This is a genomic window from Vreelandella subterranea (assembly GCF_900111305.1).
Classification (GTDB): domain Bacteria; phylum Pseudomonadota; class Gammaproteobacteria; order Pseudomonadales; family Halomonadaceae; genus Vreelandella; species Vreelandella subterranea.
The window spans coordinates 1-23,043 of sequence record NZ_FOGS01000015.1 but is presented as its reverse complement, the minus strand read 5'-3'; the positions used below and the strand labels follow the sequence as shown (position 1 = coordinate 23,043).

The following is a 23,043-nucleotide window of genomic DNA, read 5'->3' as shown; positions in this document are numbered from 1 at the left end:
CAGGCGAATCCTTATAACCATATACATGGCACCTGACGTCTTAGTCCGAAACCTCATTCAAACTATGTGCGAGAGGCCTCACTATCGAGTTTCAATCCTCCATGCTAGTGACTAAGCGGAAGGCCCTGCATCAGACAAACTGTCACCAGATATAAACAAGTGGTGACGGTTTGTCTGACACTGACTCTGCCCTATCCCCCAGGGCGCAACTCCAAACCCTTTTCTGCCAGCACGGCGGCTAACTTCGCCTGCTAAATGGTGACAGTGCTTCGGTATCAAATATCGGAATTATCTTCTTAATCATCAGAGATTGAAGCTTTTTTCTTGCTGATGGGCCGGGAAAAGAAAGGCACCACATAAAGCACCAGCCAAGCCAGAAGCGTGCACAGTACCGCCGTTTGCTCACGCCCAAGGCCAACCGCTATGCCGATGGCCGCTGTGAACCAAATACCGGCTGCCGTGGTAAGCCCTGTAGCAGCCTGATCATTCTTGCCAGTGATGATACTTCCGGCGCAAAGAAAGCCGATCCCGGCAATAACACCTTGAATAACTCGGCTCATCTCCGAATCCGAAATACCTGCTTGCTGCGGAATCAATATAAATAACGCAGCGCCCATGCAAACAAGCATATGGGTGCGTATTCCAGCCGCCTTGCCGCTCTGTTGACGCTCAAGCCCCAGCAGCCCGCCCAGCAAGATAGCCATCAGTAGCCGAACTATCAAAATAATAAGCTCACTTACGTCATTGAAATCCGAAAACTCAGAAATAACGACACTGCGGATCGATTCCATCACTTCATTCCTGTTAGTTAACTAAAAAAGCGGGTTGTAAAGGGAAAACCGGTGCACTGTGCCTGATTATGGCCACCACTTTGTCATCATCGGTTTGACGGTTAGTCCGTGGATGACGATCGAGAGCACGATAACCACTAGCGTAATGTGGATGAGTTCCACGGCCAGCGCTTCCGGCAGACCAAAGACGATTGAGAACATCAAATAATAGATCGAGCCGATTCCACGTACGCCGAACCAGCCAACCAGCACCTGCAGCCGCAGCGGTGTGCCAGAACCCAGCAGACCCAAGAATACGCTGGCGGGGCGAACCACGAGAAAAAGGAACAGCGCCACCCCGACGGCCCTTAAACTCCATGAGTCAAGAAACAACATTCCACCCAGCAGCATGACCAGCACCAGCTCGGACAGCCGCTCCAGAGACTCCTTGAACAACATGGAACCTTCAGATACTTGGGTGCTATGCGGTGGCGTCGGCTCTTCGGAATGAACCGGAATTTGCCGGTTGAAGCCCGTTTCTTGGTTAGGCCCGTGAATACTTGCCAGCTTAAGTTCCGACTGACGAAGTGAAATGGCCGCCGCGAAAACGGCCAGAAACCCCCAGGCATCGAGTAGCAGACAGACACCATAGACCACGCCGATCAAGCCCATACCCAGAAAGTCATCCAGCAACGGGCCTTCGTTACTGAGAAAGCGCTGTTTCCATACCAGCTGTGCTAATAAGCGGCCCATTACGAGCCCGACAACCAGGGCAACGATTGTCGACCATAAAACATCCTTTAACACCCAAGCCCCAAAAAGTTCGTAACTAACCGGGGAACTGAGCATTGCCAGCCCCAGCATGACAAACGGAAAAGCACTGCCGTCATTCATGCCCGCTTCACTGGTCAGCGTGAAACGTAAAGGATCTTTATCCCCCATGTGCCGGACTTGAACATCGGTGGCTAAAACGGGATCAGTGGGTGCCAGAATAGCCCCCAGCAGAATCGCCGCCCCCAGTGGCAAGGCCAGCACGTAATAGCCAAACACAGCGGTCAGGGCGACACTGATGGTCATGGAGATAATCGCGAGACGAACGGGGGCATTCCACTCCCGCCATTTGAACGGCATCGGCATTTTCATACCCGCGATAAACAACGATACGAGAACCGCAATTTCAGCGAGCACTTCCAGCAAATGCGCCTGTTCTAACGGATTAAAATGAAATGCGCCCAAGACCGACGGACCCAGAGTCACCCCAATAGCCAAATAGACAATGGAAGGTGTCAGCCGCAGGCGTTGGAGGACGGGCGAACGCAACCCCATCATGATCAGCAGGGTTCCGATCAATACAAACCAGGTAGCGTTGGTCACAGGGATTCATCCGAGGCGGGTTGAGTAGCAGTGTGGCGCATGAAAGCGGTCCGGTCACGAACACAATACGATGGCACCCACAAAACTGGCGATCACCTCAGCTAAATCGTCATTCCATGTTACGGAACAAAGCTGCCAGAATTGGCGGTCCCTGCAGGCTATGCCGCTAAAAGGCACACCGAGTGGCCAGGAACTGTCCATTCCCGACGGGTACTGTGCAGGTAGTGACATCAGCATCTGCCGATACCAACGTCATAAAAGAATCCATTTCATCGGCGTGGGACGTGGCGTTGTCAACGACAAGAAGCCCGCCCCTGCGTAGTAAACGTTTAAGGGTAGGCCACCAGGCCACATACGCCGAGCGTTTGGAATCCAGAAAAATAAGGTCACAGCTTTCGTCATGCAGGGCGCCGATCAGGCCGCCTGCTTCCCCACGCAGCTGGGTGATAAACGCAGAGAGGCCAGAACGTTCAAAGTTCTTGGCGGCGAGTTCAAGCTTGAAGTCAGATTGCTCAATAGTTGTAACGTGCCCGCCAATCTTTTGCGCCGCCTGAGCCAGCCACAAGGTGGAATACCCGTTGGACGTGCCAATCTCAAGCACACGCTGAGCGTTGGTTGCCTGGGTAAGCACCAACAGAAACTCCCCGGTATCACGGGTGATATTCAGCATCCGCTGTGGGCGCTCGGCGATTGCAGCATCGTTTTCCTGCCCAAATTGTTCTAATTCGACTAGCAGCGCTTGTAATGACTCGCTCAAACCCACCCCCTTTTCACCCCGTATTGGCTAATAGCCAGCTGCCTTACCACGTCTCTTCAGAGCCCGGTGGCCCCACATCGATGTGCATATCAGGGGCAATATCCACCACCCCTTTAACCCTTTTCAGCCGCTCAGCCGTGACCTCGTCTGCCGACCCGGTAATACACCCGATCTCTTCAAGGATCTCCTTAACGGTCAACCCCTCCTCACTAAGGCGTGTGGCGATGTCATTGATCGATTGATCGTTAGAAATCGTAATTATCCATAGCGCTATCTTCGGCATCGATCATCCTCTCTCAGGGCGCTTGTACCAATCCTGCACCAATGCAGGATTCACGCGATGGCAGCGTTTGCACCGACGCCACCAACTGTTGCCACAGCTTCATCCCGCGCAGTGACGAGTCAGACTGCGCCCAGAGCGCCGCGCAACCTGCTACGTGAGGCGCCGCCATGCTGGTGCCACTGATCGTTTTATGGCGACTCGGCCGTGGCCAGGAAGAGAAGATATCCCGCCCGGGCGCGGCAATCTCGATTTTGCCATGATTGGAAAAACGGGAAGGCGTCAGGTTCTCATCGAGTGACGCCACGGACATGACGCTGGGCGAATTGGCGGGCGCGCCAGTGCGTGCAGAGGCATTGCCCGCGGCGGCGATGACCAGGCACCCATTACGCAGTGCCGCCTCACCCGCATGGGTGTAGGCGGCCTGTACCGGGCTCTGGCTGCCGAGGGACATCGAGATCACTTCACAGCGCTGGGCAATCGCCCAGTTCAAGCCTGCAAGTACGCCCGCTCCGGTGCTGCTGCCTGAATTAGTCAGCACCTTGCCGACCAAGACCTGAGCATCGAACGCGATACCGTAACGCGACGTACTGTCGGAAGGCGCTTTCGGGCCACAGGCTGTGCCTATACAGTGCGTGCCATGCCCATTGAGATCTTGAACCGGTTCCCCAACGAAGGATCGGGTAACGAACTCCCGGCCAGCGAAATCCGGGTGGCCAAGATCCATCCCGGTATCCAGCACGGCGACTTTAATTCCAGCGCCACTCCAATGGCTTTGCGGCACCTTGCACTGGCTCAGCCCCCAAGTCACCTCAAGCTCGTCCATTTCGCGCGACTCATCGTGCTCGTTACTATCAAGATCAACGCCCAAATCACGCGCGATGACACTCGCTGCCCGCAGAAAGCCCCGCAGGTACTCAGAATTTTTAGAATCAGAGCTTTCAGAAAACGCAAAATACTCGGGCTCAATAATTTCGATCGGGCTGTCCGCTGCGATCTTATCGAAAACACTCATCCCGTGCTGTCCTAGGGCGTCACCGCCAACCAGTGCGACACCCAACTCCGGGAACACCATCGCCTCAGCATCTCCGGCCTCTTCCAGGCTGACGGCCTGATCGGTAAAGTCGCGCGCATCGGCCACCCGGAAGTTCTGAGCCTTGAGTGCCTTGATACCCTCTTCGACTCTTCCCTTATGGTAACTGATAAGAAAGCGGCCCGTTTCCAGACAGCTACCGCCACGCTCCAGAGCGGCCAGCAAAAGTTTCTCAGTGCTACAGGAAACAGAGTTAAGTGACCCGCTCGAGTCAGAAGGCGAGCTGCCGCTTCCTTGCGGTTTTTTAACCATCCCAGGCCTCCTTTTGCGTTTGACTGTAAAACGTTATGGTTCAAGTGCTTGACTATGGAAACCCTTGCGTCGTCATGTAGAAACCCACGGCTTTAGCTTAACGTACCTGGTGATCTTCGCCAGATTGGTGTCGATTAGCGGGCCAATGGCGACAACGCCAACACCTCCTTGCGCAGTTCATGCTTCGACTTCTCTAACGAGGCGCCCCATGACGCGCACTCTTCCTTCTGTTCAGAGTCATTATCCGGACTTTCGCTGAAGGCACTCAGCCAGGCCTGCCGGGTACATAGGTCCTGAAAGTCACCGAGCAGGCGCTGGCGGCGCTTCAATTCTGTCAGAAAGGGCTTGGAGCGCTTTGGATTCAGATCGGCCAGATAACGGATGCGCTTCACGCCCTTGCGAAGTTCGTGCAAAGCAGTGTCAGAGCTATCTGAAGACAGTGCTGCCAGACCCTCATCGTGACGCGCAATGCGCTTATTGAGCACCGCCTTGATGCGCTTGGGCGTCAGCTTGGCGAGCGCCTTACTGACGTCATCGGAAGCGATAAACCTCTGCCAGTTTTGCATTTCCTCAGCGTAGGCTGGCGCGCTCAACTGCTCGCAAAGGGCTTGGTGCTCTGCGCGTTGGCAACCCTGCAGCCAATGCTGCAACCCCTGATAAGTCGCGGAAGAAAGCGGCGGCGGCGTATCGGCAATATCCTCCAGAAACACATCAAGGTCACGGAGGTCACTGGTGGCCCGGGCACGGTGCTTGAGCCGCTTGAGCATTTTTTTCAGGCCAGGCACTTTGGTAATGGAACGTATGGATTCCCCCACGGCTCGGCTGCGACGCAAGTTAACCCGGTACTGATGCAAAAATTCAGTATCAACGCCCGCCATCACCCCTGGCTCAAGGGCCCTGACCATCCGGTACTGATGCGTGAGCATGGCTCGGAGTTGTTTAGACGTGCTGCCCTTGCGATCAGGTGGCTTGGGGGCAAGACGCTTGAAAAGTGAATAGCTGGCCTCTTCCGGGGTCAGCCGCCCCACCAGCTCCGCACAGCCCTGTTCCATGGCTGACCAGGGCGTATCGGGCAAAGTGAAATGCAGCACGCTGCCGGTAGGCAGCGAAGTCGGCGTTGCCTCATCGAGCCAACGGGCAAGATCAACCAGTGCCGGGTTGTGACCAATGACCAGCACTTTTTCAAGCTCATCAGGCAGTGCCTTGAGCCATGCAAGCACCTCTTCACCATCGAAGGTGTAGAGAGCGTCATCAAGGTGAAGCTGATTGATGAGTGCTCGTTCGGGCAACTGCGCGGCGATGTCGTCGAGGGTTTCCCGCGTACGCGCCGCCGTGCTGACGTAAACCTGCCCCTCCAACGCTTGCCAGCGCTGTAGCACAGGCGCCATTGCCGTCGCCTGACGTTTCCCCCGTTTACGCAACGGCCGTTGGTGGTCGTTCATGTTGCCACTGGGCTGCTTGGCCTTGGCGTGACGCATTACGTAAAGGTGCCGCATGTGTGCCTCCTTATTGCGACATGCTTCACAAAGCCTAGTACACACCCCCTATGCTAGTGAATCCGTTTACCCGGCTTGACCACCCACCAGCTTGTCAGCACCAAGCCGCCAAATACGCTGTAAACGATGCCAAACACCCAGTCCGGGGCGCTGTAGTAAAGCAGGCTATGCAGCCAATGCTGAATAAAAGACCCGGCATAGGTGGCCGCCCCCGCCTCGGCTCTGAGCGCCATCTCCCAGGTCGTCAGCGGGCAGATCATTCCCAGCCAGGCTTGCCCCACGACGTAGCCGATGGCGCATAAGTGCACGATACGAAAAACGCGATGACGCACCCACTGCCACGCCAGGAAGTACCCTGCGTAAATAGCCAACAGGCCAAATACCACGAAGGCTACAAATAGTACGTGGAGTATCAGGATAGCGTCTGCGAGCAACAGCAGTAGCCACTCTTCAGATATCACGATTCATTCCATAGACGCTTCAGGCCCGCAACGGCAGCGCTGCACCAATTGCCATGAAAAGACCTCCGCAAACGCGATTAAACCCACGCCCGGCACGCTCTAACCAGTGCCGGATACGGCTAGCGGCGCTTGCAAGGATGAATTCCGCCAGAAATTCCGTCATCACGAAGGTCGCGGCCATGATGACAAACTGATGCACCAGGCTATTTTGCGGGTCAAGAAACTGCGGCAAGAAGGCGCTAAAGAACAGCAGCACTTTGGGGTTTGTTATCGAGGCAAGCGCCCCTTGGCGGAAAAGCGACCAACTGCTGGTCACCCTTTCGTCAGCATCAGCCGTCGTGGAAACCGGCGGTGAGCGCCATACCTGAATGCCAAGCCAGATGAGATAGGCACCCCCTACCCACTTGAGCACGGAAAGCCAGATGACGGAAGACTTGACCAGCGCCCCAATACCAAACATGCAGAGGGCTATCACGATGACAAACCCTATCGCGCCGCCTGAAATAGTGAACAGCGTCTTGCGACTTCCGTGAAGCACCCCATGCGTCAAGGCGAGCAGACCATTGGGGCCGGGCGACAACGACAAGCCCACACAACTGACGAAATAGATCAACCACATATCGAGCTGCATTGATAAACTCCTGAACACCCACCATTAAGCGCCTAAAAGATGCAAGCACTCGCTGCCGACGATAAGCGGTAATCCTGGCATACCTGGCCGATGGAATGCACTTTTTACAACGCTTATGCGGCGCTCGCTGTATTCCTCCACATCTCGGTAGGGCGTACACTCTCAAGATACCGGTTCTCGCCTGGGCGCTTGTTGGGTTGCCTAGGTGGGTGCAGACACGGGAGTACGAAGACAGCATATGTGTGGCCGTTAGCTCGACTGGGTTCGACGTCGGACAGCCCCTTAAATTTTCACAAGTCGGCCTCAGAATCCTGAGCCTAACCACAGAGAATGGAATTATGGCTCAATCAAAGCTGTTCACCCTGGACAAGCTACGCTTTGCCTTTGGTCGGATTAACGAGCGTCTTTGGGTCAAGCCACTGCTCCTTTGCGTGCTTTCTATTGGCGGTACATTCATCGCCATGCTCGCTGACACGATGGGGCTGTCGAGTGTGCTACCCGATATCACCCTGGCGTCTGTCGAATCGCTATTGACCATCATGGCATCCAGCATGCTGGTGATTGCGACATTTGCAGTGGGCTCCATGGTCGCCGCTTATGCATCCGCCAGCACCGGGGCAACGCCCCGCTCCATCCCGCTGGTGATTGCGGATGACGTTACCCAGAACGCATTGTCGGCGTTTATAGGCGCCTTCATCTTCAGTATTGTTTCGCTGATAACCCTCCAGAATGACATGTTTGACGCGGCAGGCCGGTTTGCAATCTTCGCCCTGACGCTTTTGGTGTTTGCCATTGTCATCATCACGTTCGTTCGCTGGGTGGACAGAATCGCCCGGCTAGGCAAAGTGGTGAATACCATTGAGAAAGCGGAAAAGGCAGCAGGCGACGCACTGGACCGCCGCCGACATGCACCTTCACTCGGCGCGTTGACAGCCTCCCCGCATCAAGCGGCTAACAAGGGCGTTCCCGTCTGTTCTTCAAAAGTTGGCTATGTCCAGCATATCGACCTGGAGGCATTACAAGCCTGTGCTGAAGCGCACAATTGCCACGTAACGGTAGCGGTACTGCCGGGTACCTTTGCTCATACACGCCTTCCACTGCTTCATATTGATAAAGACGTCGAACAATGCAAGGCGTTCGAGACAGAGGCTTTCTCCAGTGCCTTCACAATTGGCTCAAGCCGCACCTTTGAAGATGATCCTCGCTTCGGGCTGCTGGCGTTGTCCGAAATCGCCGACAAAGCGCTGTCACCGGGCATCAATGACCCGGGAACCGCGATAAATGTTATTGGCACATTGGTGCGACTATTCACCCTTTGGCAATCCCCCGTAGAGATAGACCGGTTGCAAGCGATTACCTACCACCGTATCTCAGTGCCAGAACTGCTGATCGACGATCTGTTCGACGATGCCTTTACGGCAATTGCCCGGGACGGCGCGGATATGGTTGAGGTGTCGATCCGATTGCAGAAAGCCCTGTTCGCTCTGGCCGGAACAGATGACAGTGCGATGGTGGCGGCCGCCCGAAAACATTCAAGAATGGCACTGGCCCGTTCAGAAATCGCCATGTCGCTTCAAGACGATATCGATGCTGTGCGCAAAACTGCTGAGTTTTCGGCATTGCCACCCATAACAGAACCAAACGCACCATAACGGGTATTCGACTTGATTGATCCCCCCTTTGCCGCGAACCCCGTAGCCCATGATCAACAGCCACCTTGGCCATCATCACCGGCCAGTCCCAGGTAAGCACCTACCATTCATGTCAACCGAGAGACTGGCAGGCTACACCCACTCAAGGTTTGGAGCCTCCGGAAGGTTCGGAACGATTCAGTATGGCGCCGCCCTCAAACTCCGGAGCCGTATTCTCCAATCGCGCCCGAAGGCGGGGTAGTTGCGAGGGGTAATGCTGCTGTATAAACGTCACCAGCCCTTCACGAATAGCGCATCGCAGATCCCAATTCTGGTTGGAGTTAGGTGCACTCATAAGGAAGCGCACCTGTATCGCCTGTTCATTGGCGTCGGTCACCTGAACCGTCGCCACCTTGCCATCCCACTGCTTCATCGTATCCAGCAAGCGCGAGAACTCCTGGCGCAGAGGCTCAATGGGCATGGTGTAATCCACCCAGATAAAGACCGCGCCCTGCAAATCCGCTGTGTTCCGCGACCAGTTCTGGAAAGGGTTCTCGATAAACCACTGCAACGGTACGATAAGCCGACGCTGATCCCACACCCGCAGGACGACATAGGTTGCGGTCACTTCCTCGACCCAACACCATTCGCCCTCCACAATCAGCACATCATCAATGCGGAACGGCTGGGTGAGCGCAATCTGAATGCCCGATAACAGGTTACTGAGTACCGGCCGTGCAGCAAAACCCAGGACAATACCGCCAACACCGGCGGACGCCAGCAGACTGGCGCCTACTTTCTGCACCGGTTCGAAAGTCATCAGCGCGGCACCAAAGCCCACGATGACAACGAGGACATTCAGGCAACGGACCAGGAAGCGTGTCTGTGTCTCTACCTTGCGGGCCCGTTTCCACTGCCCTTCCAATACCGGATTCAGAAACACGATAACGTCGCCAATGACGGAGGTCAGACGAACGGCCGCCCAGGTCAGTGACAGAATCAGTAGCAAAGTGGCCATCTGCTTCAACGGACTCAAGAGCAGCAGGCCCTCCGGAGCGCCATCAAGCATAGCCCTGAGTACCAGCAGGCTGATAACCAAGCCCAGCGCCTTGTCAACCGCATCCAGAAATAGCCGGGGGACGGTTCGCCGTTTCGAAAAATGGCGGATCACCGCTAGTGTCAGCCGGTAGAGGAAGTAACTGGCTATCACGGCAAGCAACGTCAAGATGCCCGGCAACATCCAGGCCTGTAAACCAGCTTCCAAAGTTTTCAGCATTGCCCTTCCTTATATACGGTGGCCCCACCCCGAATAACCTAAAATATGCGGTTCGGAAAGGCCAGAAAGTCACCTACAGACTTTGATAAATCTCTGCAACTGTACGCACTTATGAAATTAGCGTCTCTAGCCCAAAGATCCTCGTCGGATGTTGCGCCCTCTGCCACGCTTGAGGAACTTGCGGACACGCTGCACCAGGCGCTGCGTGTCTTGCCTGGCGCACAACCAAGACGCCCCCGGAATTCCGGGGGCGTGGGTGTTGCTAGGTTCTGAATTTACCGAGAGTGTCATTCGCTCTCATTGAGGACCGCTTCCGGGAAGTGGCGACGCAACATCCGGTTCTGGAACTCGTCCACGAAGCGGCTGTTGATGATGATGATGAACCGCTCGAAGGGTGCCTCGCTGTCGAGCTGTTCGATTCCGTCGACACTGTGAAATAGCCGGTCATCGCGCAGATGAAGGATATCACCCGGATCCATGGTGATATCAACCAAGGGTTGCGTGCCGGCCTTGTCTGCGTAGAGGTGGTTCTCACCCCCCGCCACGTTTTCCCGATTGATGACCAGAATGCTGAGCGCCTTGCAGCCATCGGCATGAATTCCCTGTCCCTGAAGGGGGTCGATGTTGCCTTCTCCGCGAACCCCGGTGATCTGCATCAGAATGGGTTCGTGCGCACCGATACTCCAAAGCCTTGCCCAGGCGCGAACGAAGGCCTTTACATCGGGGCGTAGCATGAACTCCCGAGTCAGCGGATCATAGTACCGCAGGCGATCCGCCATGCTTTCCGCATCGTTGAAGGCCCCTCCCTGGGCCATGGGGCATTGGCCCATATCCTCGACATCTCCCTGATCATTCAGGGCAAGCCATGACATCCGCTTCCATCGCTGATTGACATAGGGATCGCGCGGCAGGTCAGCGGTAAACCCCTGCCAGGCGGTCAGATCGATTCGCTCCCGAATATCGGTTTTCGCCCAATCCTGTTGTCTCAGCGCCTCGGTCACTCCTGGATTCCAATAGTCTGCGAGTGAATCGGCAGGCATGGAGGTGGGGTCGAAACCGTGCTTGAGGGTATCGAGTTTCATGTTGGTACTCTCCTGTTAACTGGGCAGAATTGCCCGGTGTTGCCGTTGTAAACATCGCGGTCAACAGGAGAAAAATGAAAAGATTTGCAAGGATAAGTCAAAGAAATGTACTAAATAAGCGTGATTTTTTTGAAAACAGTATCAGACCGTTGATGAGGTATATATGTAGGTTTTCCTGCCAATAGGTGTAGGATAATCACAACGAAGTGCCTATCGTTACCATTATGATGGCTCTTGACCGTGTTGTTTCTTTAAGTGGATCCCATGACTGCCAGCGATTCCCGACATCACAGAGATCCGGAACGCCTGAAGAAGAACCGCAGGAGGTTTTCCGGTGCGCTCGTGTTGAAGATGTCAAAGACATCTTCAACGCATGGCAGCGATTCGCATGATGCCGACAGGGAAGAAGTCGAGTTAGTACGCCGCCAGTATCTGGAGAGTGAGCAGCGATTCCGCGCCCTGCTGGAGAGCCTGCCGAAGGTGGCGGTTCAGGGGTATGATCGCGATCGGCGGGTGATTTACTGGAATGAAGGTAGCACTCGTCTCTATGGCTATACCGCTGAGGAAGCGCTGGGACAGTTACTGGAAAATCTGATCATCCCTGCCTTCATGCGTGACGAAATGATCCAGGCGCATGCTGCCTGGATCAATGAAGGCGTCGACATACCCCCCGGTGAACTCGAGCTCAAGCACAAAACCGGTGAACTGGTATCGGTCTTCTCGCAGCATCTGATGCTCAATGAGCATACCGACTCACCCTTGATGTTCTGCGTGGATGTCGATCTTTCCGATCAAAAACGCGCCCACCGTGACCTGGAATTCGCCACCCGTTTCGACAGTCTCACCCATCTCCCTAACCGCCAGACCTTCGAGGTCGACCTGGACAGTCTGCTGGATTCCTGTCGACGCCAGGGCAATGGCCTGGCAACCATCTATCTGGACATCGATCACTTCGCCGATATCAATGATGCCCTTGGCTATGATCAGGGTGATCGCCTGCTCGTTGAGCTGACTCGGCGACTGAGAGAGTGCCAGCGAGTCACTGACCTGGTGTCCCGTGTCTCTAGCGATGAATTCGTGCTGGCCTTTCCCGGCGTCCACTTGGACCCCGATGTCAGACGGGTCGTGCGTCATGTCCAGAATGTCTTTCGGGAACCTTTCGTCTTGGATGGTCGGGAGCATCATGTCACGGCCTGCCTGGGCGTGACGCTCTTTCCCGAGAATGGTGAATCGTCACGCGAATTGATCCGTAATGCCGATGTTGCCAAGAATCGTGCCAAACTGGAGGGTCGGGGCGCTGTACGTTTCTTCCAACAGAAACTCCATGATGAGCTGGTTCGCCAGCACGATCTCTCGGCGCGACTCGAGGAAGCCCTGGATAACGGTGAATTCTCCCTCCACTACCAGCCCCAGGTCTCGGCGGCCAGTGGGCGAATAGAGAATCTCGAGGCCTTGATACGCTGGGAGCCTGCCGAGGGCCCGACGATCTCGCCTGGGGAGTTTATCCCCCTGGCCGAGCGTTCCGGTTTGATCCATCGACTGGGCGAATGGGTCATCGAAGAGGCTTGCCGCCAGCAGGTGGAATGGCGTGCCAAGGGGTTTCATGAGCACCGCATCGACATCAATGTATCGGGTCGTCAACTGGTGCGCCCCGATGCCCTCAAGAACTTCGAGGACTCGCTGCAGCGTCACGGCTTAGGCCCGCGGGATATCGGCATCGAATTGACCGAGAATGTCCTGATCGAAGCCGACGAGACCGTCCTCGAGGACCTGCGGCGCCTCTATCATCGCGGTATTCGCATTGCTATCGACGACTTCGGGACCGGTTATTCCTCCCTGAGCTATCTCAAGCACTTTCCAGTCACCGCCCTGAAGATCGATCGCTCCTTCATCCACGACGCACCCACGCAGCCGAAGGATAGGGCCATCATGGAAGGTGCCATCTTCATTGGTCATCGGTTGGGGTTGGAAGTGGTGGCCGAGGGCGTCGAGAACGCCGAACAGTTGTCATTGCTTCTCGAAATGCATTGCGACCTCGTCCAGGGGTTCTTCTTCTACCGTCCGATGCCTGCCAAGGAAATCGAACGCCTGCTGGGCGGTTTTGTGCCTGGTAACGAAGAGCCGTCGAGCTGAACCGCGTCGTGATTTGACGTACAACCCCGGGCTTTCAGTTGGCCGACCGTGCCTTTATCGCACGCCTAGAAACGGCACCCTTGGCCGCCCAGTCATTCGCCCGACGGCATGACTACTCAGCTCCATCAGACTGTCAGCACAGCACTTACCAGCCAGACGTTGTAGACCACTAACCCCAGCAGTAGCAGGCTCGCTTCGATACGGTTGATCCGCCCCTTTCCGCGAATCCCAAAGCCCATGATGAACAGGCCAACGACCATGGCCATCATCACCGGCCAGTCTCGGCGCATGACCTCCGCGGAAAGCGCCTCCATCGGTGCGATAACACCCGCGATGCCCACCACCGCTAATAGGTTGAACATGCAGGAACCCACGACGTTGCCAATGGCAATATCGTGCTCCCCCTTGCGAACCGCGGCGATCGACGATGCCAACTCCGGGAGCGAGGTACCCAGCGCCACGATCGTTAATCCGATGATGAGGTCACTGACGCCCAGAGCACTCGCCACCGAGACGGCACCCCAGACCAGCATCCGCGAACTCACCAGCAGCAGCGCCAGGCCAACCAGGAGCCACAGGATGGCCCGGCCAAGCGTCATGGCAGGCGATGAGAGTTCCTGTTCAGTCTCTGCGGCTAATGGGTCACCCTTGCCACGCAGTGCTGCCCAGGTCGTCCAGGCCATCAGGCCGAAGAACCCCATCAGTAGCAACACGGATTCCAGCCGACCCAGTTGGTCATTCCAGAAGAATGCCCCTGCCACGGCGCCAAACAGCAACAGCAGCGGTAACTCGCGGCGAATGATCGTCGAATGCACCGCAATCGGCACGATCAGCGCCGTCACTCCGATGATCAGGCCAACATTGTAGATATTGGATCCCAGCGCATTGCCGAGGGCCAGTTCGGGATTCCCCTCCAGGGCCGCCATGATGGACACGACGATCTCGGGTGCCGAAGTACCGAACCCGACGATGACCATGCCGATCACCAACGACGGTAACCCAATGTGCCCAGCCACCGCCGAGGCGCCATCAATGAAGCGGTCAGCACTCCACAGGAGCAGTAAAAAACCCAGGATGATGGCCAGAATCGGTAAGATCACGACGTCTCCTTAAACGTTGCCAGTGGCACTGTATGTAGCCCGCCTTCTCCTGACGTGGTGGCGAGGCTTTGCATGGCGGAAGCGGCGCTAATTACGGCCGACTGTGTAACAGCAAGCCGCTAGCGCGTGCGTGATTTGCGCCGGGAGTAGTGGCGCAATGCAAATAGCAGCAAGATGCCAAGCCCCAGACCGGCCAGCGACAGCATGACATCGCGCGGGTCACTGGCCGTCACAAGCGCACCCAACTGACTGCCCAGCAGGGTGACGGCGGCGAGCCCCGGCACAATGCCAAGGGTTGAACCGACCATGTAATCGCGAAACTTGATGTGAAACGCACCCGCCATCATATTGGTAAGGGTAAAAGGTGCCAACGGGAGCAGGTTAATCAGCGTCATTGCACGGATGCCACGACGGGACAGGTAGTGCGAAAGCCCCTTCATGTGTTTGCCGCCATGGTTCATCAACGCCTCGCGGCCCAGGTGATGCCCTACAGCATACGACACGACCGACGACGCCAGCGTCCCCATCGTTGCATAAACAAACCCCCATACCGGACCGAATATCAAACCGGTGACGGCCACCAAGATACTCAGTGGAAACATCACCAAAAGGGCGAGCACATAGACAATCGTCACCAGCACAAACACCCAAGAAGAATCTCGCCACTGAGGTGATGCGGCTACCCAGGCACGGAGGCTATTGACTGTCACAACGTCATTGACCGTCAGCCATTGCCATAACCCACCGAGTGCAAGCAGCAATGCTAAAACACTTAGCGCTATTGTGACGGGACGCACCATCCGCTTTTTCTCCCCAAATTCGATTGCAAACATGGTAAAAAATTGGGTTGTCGACGCGCGGGCACGTTTGTGTCAGCTTATCGCCCCTGTTACCCACCCAGCCAGGAGACACTCCGAGTGCCCCGCCAGCGACTCATTTCGTGGTTTTTCTATCTCAACCTTGCCCTTATTGCGGCACTGCTGGGTTACAAAGCTTACCTGAATTTTTTTGAGCAGGACTTTGCCAGCGCTCACGCCGACCAGGTCAACGCCATTGAGTCGATGCTTACCGAACGTGAGACGTACCGTTTTGCCGTGCTGGGCAACATTAACAACTCGGTGGGCATTTTTGAGCGCAAAATTATCCCTCGCCTCAATCGCGAGGGCTATGACTTTATCATCTCGGCTGGCAATGCTGTCGCCAGCGGTGGCGAAGACAAATACCGCGCACTGTTTGGCACCCTCAGTTATTTGGATATGCCATACCTGCTTACCTTCGGCCCCCACGAGGAAAGCCGACTCGGTGGCTTTCGCTTTTACGACCACTTCGGCCCCTATCACTTCAGTTTTGCCGCAGGCAAAAGCCGCTTCACCTTTCTTGACAGCACCGGCACCACCGATTTTGGCTGGCAAATGCGGTGGCTTGATGAAGTGCTCGCCGCACGGCGCGAACCCAACCAGTTTCTGTTCAGCGCCCACCCACTCTACCCGGTGGACCACCCAGGGCTTTTCGGCCTGGACGATGATGACGACTATCACCTTGAGAACCCCGCACGCCAAGGGTTGACCCGCCAGATCGAGCAAGCCGGCGTGGATGCAGTGTTCTCTTCACAAGCGCCCCTGTTTGACCGCCAGCAACATGGGGGCACCACTTACATCACCACCGGCGGTGCTGGCGGATTAGTGCTCAATGATGACGAAAGCTACCACCACTTTGTCTCCGTCAGCGTTGACGGTGATGAATTCCAGATTAGCGAACGGCGCCTGGATATCGGCCAGCACCCGATCTGGCGCACGCTGGAAAGTTTGTGGTTTTTTATCTACTCACTGTTTTACGTTGGCTACCTGAACTTCATCCTGATCGTTTCCACGTTCATTGCCATCGCGCTCTGGTTATACAAGCGGATTTTCACCGAGCAGGATTACTACCCTGATTTTGATATTGATCCGGATGCCGGTGGTAATACGCCACTTCACGTGGCCATGTTCACCAATAACTACCTGCCATTTATCGGTGGCGTACCGATATCGGTTGAGCGCTTAAAACGCGGTTTGAAAGGGCTTCACAATAGCGTCTTGGTCGTCGCCCCGGGCTACCCTCACCAGCCTCCAGACGAGGAAGCCGACATACTGCGCCTGGCCTCGCTTTTGCCAATGGGCCGCCACAAAGAGTTTCGCTTGGCGAACATTTTCTCTTGGCGCTTGGTTAAGCGTGTGCGCGCCTTTGCTCCGCAGGTGATTCACGTTCACCACCCGTTCTGGATCGGCCGCGCCGGTCAGCTGTTGGGCCGGTTATTGAGAGTACCCGTGGTTTACACCTACCACACACGCTTGGAGCACTACGCTCACTATGTGCCACTACCAGGACCGTTGTTCCGCAATTTGATTTCCCACGCCCTGGTGAAGCGCTTTGCCAACGGCTGCGATGCGGTCATTGTTCCCACCAGCTCCGCGGAAGAGTACATGCGGATTATCGGCGTCAAACAACCCATCTTTGTCCAGCCGACGGGTATCGAATACGCGCGTTTTGCCACCGCTGACAGTGCCACGCTCGACACGCTACGCCAACGCTACCGGCTTGAAGGCAAACGCGTGCTGGTGTCAATTTCACGCCTGAGCAAAGAGAAGAACATCGATTTTATGCTCGATGGTTTAGCGCTTTTACGCGATAGCAGTGAGCACGACTTTCACTTGCTACTGCTTGGAGAGGGTCATGACCACGAGCGATTGCAGGCACGAATCGAAGTGTTAGGCCTTAGCAAACACGTTACATTGGTGGGTGCCGTCCCTCCCGACGAAGTGGCTTGCTACTGCCACCTGGCCGAGCTTTTCGTCTTCGCTTCCCGCTCGGAAACGCAAGGCATGGTGGTACTCGAAGCCATGGCAGCAGGACTGCCGGTTGTGGTAATCCGCTCCAGCGGTATCGAGGATATCGTGCAGCACGGGGTTAACGGCTACAAAACCGCCCCCGACCCTCAGGCTTGGTGCGGACGAATCGACACCCTGCTCAGCGACGATACATTAAAAGCACGCATGAGCGAGCAAGCCTCGCACTGTGCCGCCGAACACCGTATCGAGCAGTTTGCCACAGCAGTGCTACGTGTTTACCGCTACGTGATCGAAGCACGGCGTAAGTCACATGCTGATTAAGCGTGCGAGTCCCGACGACTTAATGGCTTGACTGACCCGGACTTATGAACATGAGCCTGGCGAAATAGCAGTGGCTTTTGTCAAACAACGCAGACTTGACCTTGGCTGTCGCAAAAAATGGGAAGAGATGGATATCTATTTACCGTCCATCTATATATATTCCACTCGTCGAACTTCTAACGACGTGGATGAGGGATGCATAAGAGATGAGCTTGGCCAATGTATTGCGTGCTCTTCCTGGTAGCTTGAAAAATCAACGCCCCTCCCTAAGTGACATTCTGGACGCTCTCGATGAGCGCGCGACTCCTTTGGTATTAATGCTTTTCGCGATCCCTGCGATTGTGCCCACGCCTGGTATTCCCGCTGGCATGGTGTTTGGGACAGCGCTAGCCTTCATTGGCATGCAGATGGCTGTCGGCGCCAAGCGTATCCGGCTGCCTTCGCGTATTGCCCAACTGCGTATCGGAATTGAGCAGTTGGAGCGGGTCCTGGGCAAGGCAACGCCTCATCTCGAAAAGCTTGAACGGCGCCTGAGCGCACGCTTGGCGTGCCTTAACACACCGCTGGCGATTCGCAGCATCGGCGTCGTCATTTTCATCATGGCCGTGTTGATAGCGCTCCCGATTCCATTCGGTAATACGCTGCCCGGCTTGGCAGTACTGATTTTGTCGTTAGGCCTCGCCCAGCGGGATGGCATCGCTGTCGTCGCGGGACTCGGCCTTGCCCTGATAGCCGGTGTGGTCTCCACAGCCATCATCGGCAGTAGTTGGTGGCTCATCGAAGGCTTCTTCAACGGGCCGCTCATCACATCAACCTGATGCGAAGATCATCATGAGATGAAGACGGCTACATCATGACCAACGCCCATGTGGTCAAGGATGCCGACAGAATTCTGGTGCGCCTCAACGATCGCCGCGAGCTTGAGGCAGAATTGATCGGGGCCGATGAGAAGACCGACGTGGCGGTCCTCAAGGTCGAAGCTGACGACCTGCCAACCCTGGAGATGGGCGAGTCCAACGACCTCAAGGTCGGCCAGTGGGTCGCCGCCATCGGCTCGCCCTTTGGCTTTGATCACTCTGTCACCTCCGGCATCCCCATCGATGTGGCGATGGATGTTGCCAAACAATTGCGTGAAGACGGCTATGTGAGTCGCGGCTGGCTCGGCGTCAGCATCCAGCCGGTGTCCAAAGACCTGGCTGAATCCTTCGGTATGGAACAGGCCGAAGGCGCCTTGATCGCCGAACTCGACCCCAGCGACCCAGCGGCGGAAAGTGGCCTCCAGGCAGGCGACGTCATCCTGGAAGTCAACGGCCAGGAGGTGGACCACTCCACCACGCTGCCGCGCCTGGTCGGTAAGACGACACCCGGCGAAGAGGTCGAGCTCTCCATATTGCGCGACGGCCAGAATGAGACCGTCACGTTAGAGGTGGGCGAGTGGCCGAATGCCGGTCCTCATCAATCAGACGGCGATCCGCTTCGACTCGGCATCGCGGTCCAGCCGTTGAACGACATGGAGAAACGTCAGCTCGGCATCGAACACGGGGTACGCATCGTCAGGGTCGACCCGACCGGCCGCGCCGCTGCCGCTGGCATTCGCCCCGGCGATGTGCTGGTCAGCATCGGCCAGCAGCCGATTGAAAGCCCAGGCCAGTTGAAGGAAATGCTGACCAATCTGTCTGGCGATCAAACGCTGCCTGTGCTGCTCAATCGCGAAGGCCGCGCCTACTTTGTCGCCATTCGCCTTGGCGACGAGGACTGACGTCTGAGAGAAAGTTCACCCCGTCAGCGCATCGGTGGCACATATCACCGATGCGCTTTTTCATAGCGGCTCGAGGCGGTGACCGCCTTTCTTGACCCTAGGGGCTCGACCTCAAGCGAACAAGCAGGCATGGTAGATATTATCATTTACTATCAGCAAACCAACGTGAGGTTCCGCCAATGCCGTACTGTCTGACTAAAAACCTATGCAGGATAGGGCTATTATCTATCTTGGCGTTGTCTCCCAACGCCTTCAGCCAACAACAACCGGGGACAGCTTCCGGTGGTAATGTTACCACCGAGTCGTTCCAGGACTGGGAGGTCCGTTGCCAGCGTAATGCTCAGGGCCCGACGCCTTGTGCGATGGCGCAATTGGTCACTCAACCTGACAGCGACCAGCCCTTGATGCAGGTAATGCTCGACTACCCACCCCAGATCGATGACCCGGCGATGAGCTTCTTCGTGCCGCTTGGGGTTCGTCTGGCCCCGGGCCTGCAATTGAGTGTCGATAACGGTGAGCCTATCCAGTTCCCCTACCAGGTCTGCATGGAGCAAGGGTGCCGTGCTGACGTCCCCATTGAGCCGTCGATGTTGCAGCAGCTCCGCAGGGGCAATACGGCAACCCTCAGCATGATTGGCCCAAGCGGTGACCGCATGGACCTGGATATTTCGCTGATCGGCTTTACCGACGCAATTAACCGCATCGCTCCCTGATCTTGGGAGCCTTCCCAGACAAAACCGGCCGACGAAGGCTGGTTTTGTCTACCCAGCCGTTGTCGGCAGGCCCTAGAAGCGAGCCGCTGTACTTGATGCAGACCAACACATCTTTCTACCATCCGTCGGCGCGAATTGTGAAAGCATGGGTAAGCGAAATTGGCCTACATGCATCCTCCAAGACATACACATGGCGATGTTGCTTCAAGCTAGCAATCATACCAACGGATGCGACCCGCGCGTTTGCCTTATGGGGTAGCTCTTAGCAGCTCAGAGAACGCGGAAGGTAGGAATTCATCGATATAGCTGTCATTGAACTCGACTAGCCGCGCCAACGCCTCGGGATCGGGCAACTTGACATGCTGGCGATCTCGGATCACGAGCCCCTCCTCCCGCAGCATCGAGAAGGTCCGGCTAACGTGTACCGGGCTCATTCCCAGCGCATCGCCGATCAACTCCTGAGTAAGCGGCATGAGAAAGCTATTGTCCTCCACCGCCCCAATCCGCTTGAGTCGCAGATAGATCTCGTAGAGAAAGTGTGCCAGCTGCTCATGAGCGGCATACTTACCAAGATAGACCAGCCGCTCGGAAAGAAGCGCTTGCTGACGCATCGCGGTGGCCATGATCCCGACAGCCAGGCTTGAACGCCCAAAGAGTTCAAAAAGCTGCTGATAGGAGAACGGATAGATCACACCGTCATTTATCATCGCCGCACTTGCCAGTCGACGGGTGAAGCCAAAATCGCGGATGCCGATGATATCCCCGGGGAGGTAGAACTTTAGAATCTGCTTCGAACCATTTTTCAAGTTACGATAGGAATATCCCCAACCTTCCTTGACCACGCAGAACAGATCAGCTTGACCGTTCTCCAACCACAGCACCTCGCTGGCTGACATGTGCCGAGGGTTAAGCTCAAGTTCCAGCAAAAAGGCTTTGTCTTCGGTTGACAATGCCCCTTGGTTGCTAAGGCCCCGCATGACGACTGTATCGAGGAGAGCCACTCTATTACCTCTCAGGCAAATGATTTTTTCACCTTATTCTAATGCATATGCCTACGCGCTCACTTAACATAGGTTATGGATAATGCGCATTATCAAGCAGTTGAGTGCATTCCTGCTGGGCGGCAACAGGAAAGACCTGTGAGCCGCACTTGGCGCTGAGCCAGCTTGGATTTTGGTAATCAGGCATAACAGACAGAAAATATTTTATTTCTGTCGATTGGGATATTGGTGCGCGTGTTTAATACGAACAGCGCTAAAAAGAGTCAGACTTAAAGGGGTAAGGAAATACATTTAAAGAAACGGCCGTGTTCAGTACGCTCCCTATCGGCATTTTAGTTCTAGTGGTGTCGGCTTTCGGCCAAGAGCGGTCTTTTAGGTATCACTGATGTAGCGCTTTAACGCCCAATTAAGGTGTGAGCAACGCCGACACCTAACCTAAACCATTACAGCGTGAACACAAAAAACCAACTTTAGCTGAAATCGCCATGCGTTGTGAACCACCCTTGAATTGTTTGTTATTCCCGTATTTTTAACGCGTTCTCATAGTTTATAATCACACCATCACGAAACGATTGAAAGTCTGTCACAGACAAAATACGTCGTCCGTTCTCTGACGCAACTTGATCAAATGTAGTAGTAAATGATGAGATTAACGAAGGCGATAAATCTTTCGTTAAATCAACCTCTTCGCCCTCATTTTGTATATTAATCGCTGTCTTTAAGACCTCCTGCAATGGCTTGTCATTACTAGCATAAATAAACTCCTGGCCATCCGATTTACTCACCCAGTTCTCAAAGAACTTGTCTAATAAGAACAAATCCCAAGTCATGTTGACTAAGTGTTTCTTGTTTTTTTCAGCAGAATGTTTCGGCGCATACTTCATTAGCTTTGGCATGGGTTGCTTACCAAACATCTTAATTGCTAAACAAGTTGCAACCAATGAAAATAAGAACTCTTCATGGCACCAACGCCAAAATGTCTCCAACTTATCTTCATTCGACAAACCTCTTTCACAAAAGTATAAATCGGCTAGCTTCAAAACGATAGCATACAGAGTATCCCATTTTTTTAATCTGCGAAACTCCGTAAGTTTCGCTTTCAACTGAGAACGATCTATACATGTTGGCCTAGGAAGTTTAATTGAGTCGGTAAAACCTAAAGCAAATTCTGCCAAATGATCCATTTCAGCGTTGTCAATTTGACGAAACAATATTAGATCATTAATTAATTCATCTGGACATTGATTCCTATAGTTCAGCTTTTCATAGATTGCGATTGTTGGGTCAAACTTAATATTTGTAAATTTGGCAAAAACTACTAGAGCTATAGCACTTCTATGTAAAGAATTTTTCTTCTCTTTCTTGAATGCGCTCAATATGTATTGATATATATTGAGATCTAAATGAATTGTGTACTCTATCCCGCTAGTTTCTGCACTATACAAGTATGCAGATGGATTAAAAATATCCGCTTCATCACTTAAACGGAATGAATGAACAAGCCAATTTTCCTCCAATAGAAGACCAACTACTTGTTCAGCATAGTCAGGAAACTCATAAATCACATATTCCACTTTTGCTTATTTCTCCTCTTAGGGAATAACGCTCAAAACAGCGGCGCATTTATGCGTCAGCCTGCTTTTGCTTGTTATGAGTTATCGGGCCCAAGGTGCCGGCTCAAGTGCGATAGACGCATTCTTGATCCCAAACTTATGCTCCAGTTTGCTTGCAATTACGGAGATTATTTCTGGCTCTTCGTCACTTCATGTGGATTTGGCCTGATCGAATAGCCGGCCCACCGGGCTGCCAATCAAGTGGATCATAGCGATGAAATTAGCCTCGTTTCGATAGCCACGTGCACGTGACCGAGCCGCTTGAAAAAGACCGTTCATCCCTTCCAGTCTCGCGTTCGTCAGTCCCGAGTGCCAGCGCCTGACCACCGCGTCGGCGTGCCGCTCAAGGGTCGCCAAGGCCTTTCCCATCGGCTTCAGTAGTGGCTTTTCAGACACCGCCGCCTGCATGACCTTGAGGTAATTAGTGATGCGCCATCGAGCCGCTCTGGGCGTCGGGGCCTTCTGGATCCAG

21 protein-coding genes are annotated in these 23,043 nt (G+C 54.8%); 6 read left to right on the top strand and 15 right to left on the bottom strand.

The genetic code is table 11. The features are described 5' to 3' along the window. Positions 1-296 precede the first annotated feature (296 nt). The 8 genes from BMX75_RS17035 to BMX75_RS17000 all read right to left on the bottom strand — a co-directional run bounded on the left by BMX75_RS17035 (position 297) and on the right by BMX75_RS17000 (position 7,114). On the bottom strand, positions 297-791 hold the full coding sequence (locus BMX75_RS17035) for an MgtC/SapB family protein (protein WP_092830761.1): 495 nt from the start codon (positions 789-791) through the stop codon (positions 297-299). A gap of 66 nt (positions 792-857) precedes the next feature. Beyond that, positions 858-2,144: a cation:proton antiporter gene (locus BMX75_RS17030; protein ID WP_092830759.1), complete on the bottom strand. Its 1,287-nt coding sequence runs from the start codon at positions 2,142-2,144 to the stop codon at positions 858-860. Positions 2,145-2,310: 166 nt separating this feature from the next. Further along, positions 2,311-2,901 (bottom strand): O-methyltransferase, encoded by a 591-nt coding sequence (locus tag BMX75_RS17025; protein WP_092830757.1) that lies wholly within the window; start codon positions 2,899-2,901, stop codon positions 2,311-2,313. 43 nt (positions 2,902-2,944) lie between these two features. Beyond that, a complete protein-coding gene (locus BMX75_RS17020) occupies positions 2,945-3,184 on the bottom strand; it encodes a hypothetical protein (protein WP_092830755.1) in 240 nt (79 codons plus the stop codon). A 13-nt stretch (positions 3,185-3,197) separates the two neighbouring features. Further along, positions 3,198-4,439 (bottom strand): S8 family serine peptidase, encoded by a 1,242-nt coding sequence (locus BMX75_RS17015; protein WP_245748630.1) that lies wholly within the window; start codon positions 4,437-4,439, stop codon positions 3,198-3,200. Positions 4,440-4,660: 221 nt separating this feature from the next. Next, positions 4,661-6,022 carry a CHAD domain-containing protein gene (locus BMX75_RS17010; protein ID WP_092830751.1) on the bottom strand — a complete coding sequence of 454 codons (1,362 nt, stop codon included), beginning with the start codon at positions 6,020-6,022 and terminating at the stop codon, positions 4,661-4,663. Positions 6,023-6,075: 53 nt separating this feature from the next. After that, entirely contained in the window at positions 6,076-6,483 is a 408-nt protein-coding gene (locus tag BMX75_RS17005; protein ID WP_422822081.1) for a DUF2784 domain-containing protein, read from the bottom strand. Positions 6,484-6,502: 19 nt separating this feature from the next. Then, positions 6,503-7,114 (bottom strand): LysE family translocator, encoded by a 612-nt coding sequence (locus BMX75_RS17000; protein ID WP_092830749.1) that lies wholly within the window; start codon positions 7,112-7,114, stop codon positions 6,503-6,505. Positions 7,115-7,356: 242 nt separating this feature from the next. Between BMX75_RS17000 and BMX75_RS16995 the strand changes: the two genes are divergently transcribed. Further along, entirely contained in the window at positions 7,357-8,766 is a 1,410-nt protein-coding gene (locus BMX75_RS16995; RefSeq protein ID WP_245748629.1) for a DUF2254 domain-containing protein, read from the top strand. Between the two features lie 142 nt (positions 8,767-8,908). Here BMX75_RS16995 and BMX75_RS16990 read toward each other — a convergent pair whose 3' ends face one another. Together BMX75_RS16990 and BMX75_RS16985 are read right to left on the bottom strand one after the other, a co-directional pair. Further along, the gene (locus tag BMX75_RS16990) at positions 8,909-10,021 is read right to left on the bottom strand and encodes a mechanosensitive ion channel family protein (protein WP_092830745.1); all 1,113 of its coding nucleotides are present in this window, start codon (positions 10,019-10,021) and stop codon (positions 8,909-8,911) included. Positions 10,022-10,308: 287 nt separating this feature from the next. After that, a complete protein-coding gene (locus tag BMX75_RS16985) occupies positions 10,309-11,103 on the bottom strand; it encodes a 2OG-Fe dioxygenase family protein (RefSeq protein WP_092830743.1) in 795 nt (264 codons plus the stop codon). A gap of 351 nt (positions 11,104-11,454) precedes the next feature. On the opposite strand from BMX75_RS16985, the gene BMX75_RS16980 reads away from it, so the two are divergent. After that, complete coding sequence (locus BMX75_RS16980) at positions 11,455-13,236, top strand: putative bifunctional diguanylate cyclase/phosphodiesterase (RefSeq protein ID WP_245748627.1); 1,782 nt, start codon at positions 11,455-11,457, stop codon at positions 13,234-13,236. 125 nt (positions 13,237-13,361) lie between these two features. Here the strand turns inward: BMX75_RS16980 and BMX75_RS16975 are convergent, their stop codons facing one another. Continuing rightward, a complete protein-coding gene (locus tag BMX75_RS16975) occupies positions 13,362-14,336 on the bottom strand; it encodes a calcium/sodium antiporter (protein WP_092830739.1) in 975 nt (324 codons plus the stop codon). A 119-nt stretch (positions 14,337-14,455) separates the two neighbouring features. Further along, complete coding sequence (locus BMX75_RS16970) at positions 14,456-15,136, bottom strand: TVP38/TMEM64 family protein (protein ID WP_092830737.1); 681 nt, start codon at positions 15,134-15,136, stop codon at positions 14,456-14,458. Between the two features lie 117 nt (positions 15,137-15,253). Between BMX75_RS16970 and BMX75_RS16965 the strand changes: the two genes are divergently transcribed. The 4 genes from BMX75_RS16965 to BMX75_RS16950 all read left to right on the top strand — a co-directional run bounded on the left by BMX75_RS16965 (position 15,254) and on the right by BMX75_RS16950 (position 19,957). Continuing rightward, positions 15,254-17,485, top strand: a complete 2,232-nt coding sequence (locus tag BMX75_RS16965) for a glycosyltransferase (protein WP_092830735.1) — start codon at positions 15,254-15,256, stop codon at positions 17,483-17,485. Positions 17,486-17,691: 206 nt separating this feature from the next. Then, positions 17,692-18,303, top strand: a complete 612-nt coding sequence (locus tag BMX75_RS16960) for an exopolysaccharide biosynthesis protein (protein ID WP_092830733.1) — start codon at positions 17,692-17,694, stop codon at positions 18,301-18,303. Between the two features lie 32 nt (positions 18,304-18,335). Then, entirely contained in the window at positions 18,336-19,244 is a 909-nt protein-coding gene (locus BMX75_RS16955) for a PDZ domain-containing protein (RefSeq protein ID WP_422822082.1), read from the top strand. A gap of 230 nt (positions 19,245-19,474) precedes the next feature. Then, complete coding sequence (locus tag BMX75_RS16950; RefSeq protein WP_340148054.1) at positions 19,475-19,957, top strand: invasion associated locus B family protein; 483 nt, start codon at positions 19,475-19,477, stop codon at positions 19,955-19,957. Between the two features lie 248 nt (positions 19,958-20,205). Here BMX75_RS16950 and BMX75_RS16945 read toward each other — a convergent pair whose 3' ends face one another. From BMX75_RS16945 to BMX75_RS16935, 3 genes are all read right to left on the bottom strand, one after another. Beyond that, positions 20,206-20,958 carry a Crp/Fnr family transcriptional regulator gene (locus BMX75_RS16945; RefSeq protein ID WP_092830727.1) on the bottom strand — a complete coding sequence of 251 codons (753 nt, stop codon included), beginning with the start codon at positions 20,956-20,958 and terminating at the stop codon, positions 20,206-20,208. A gap of 515 nt (positions 20,959-21,473) precedes the next feature. Continuing rightward, positions 21,474-22,532, bottom strand: a complete 1,059-nt coding sequence (locus tag BMX75_RS16940) for a hypothetical protein (protein ID WP_092830725.1) — start codon at positions 22,530-22,532, stop codon at positions 21,474-21,476. Positions 22,533-22,721: 189 nt separating this feature from the next. Continuing rightward, on the bottom strand, positions 22,722-23,043 hold a 322-nt coding region (locus BMX75_RS16935), incomplete at its 5' end, for a transposase (RefSeq protein ID WP_139197179.1).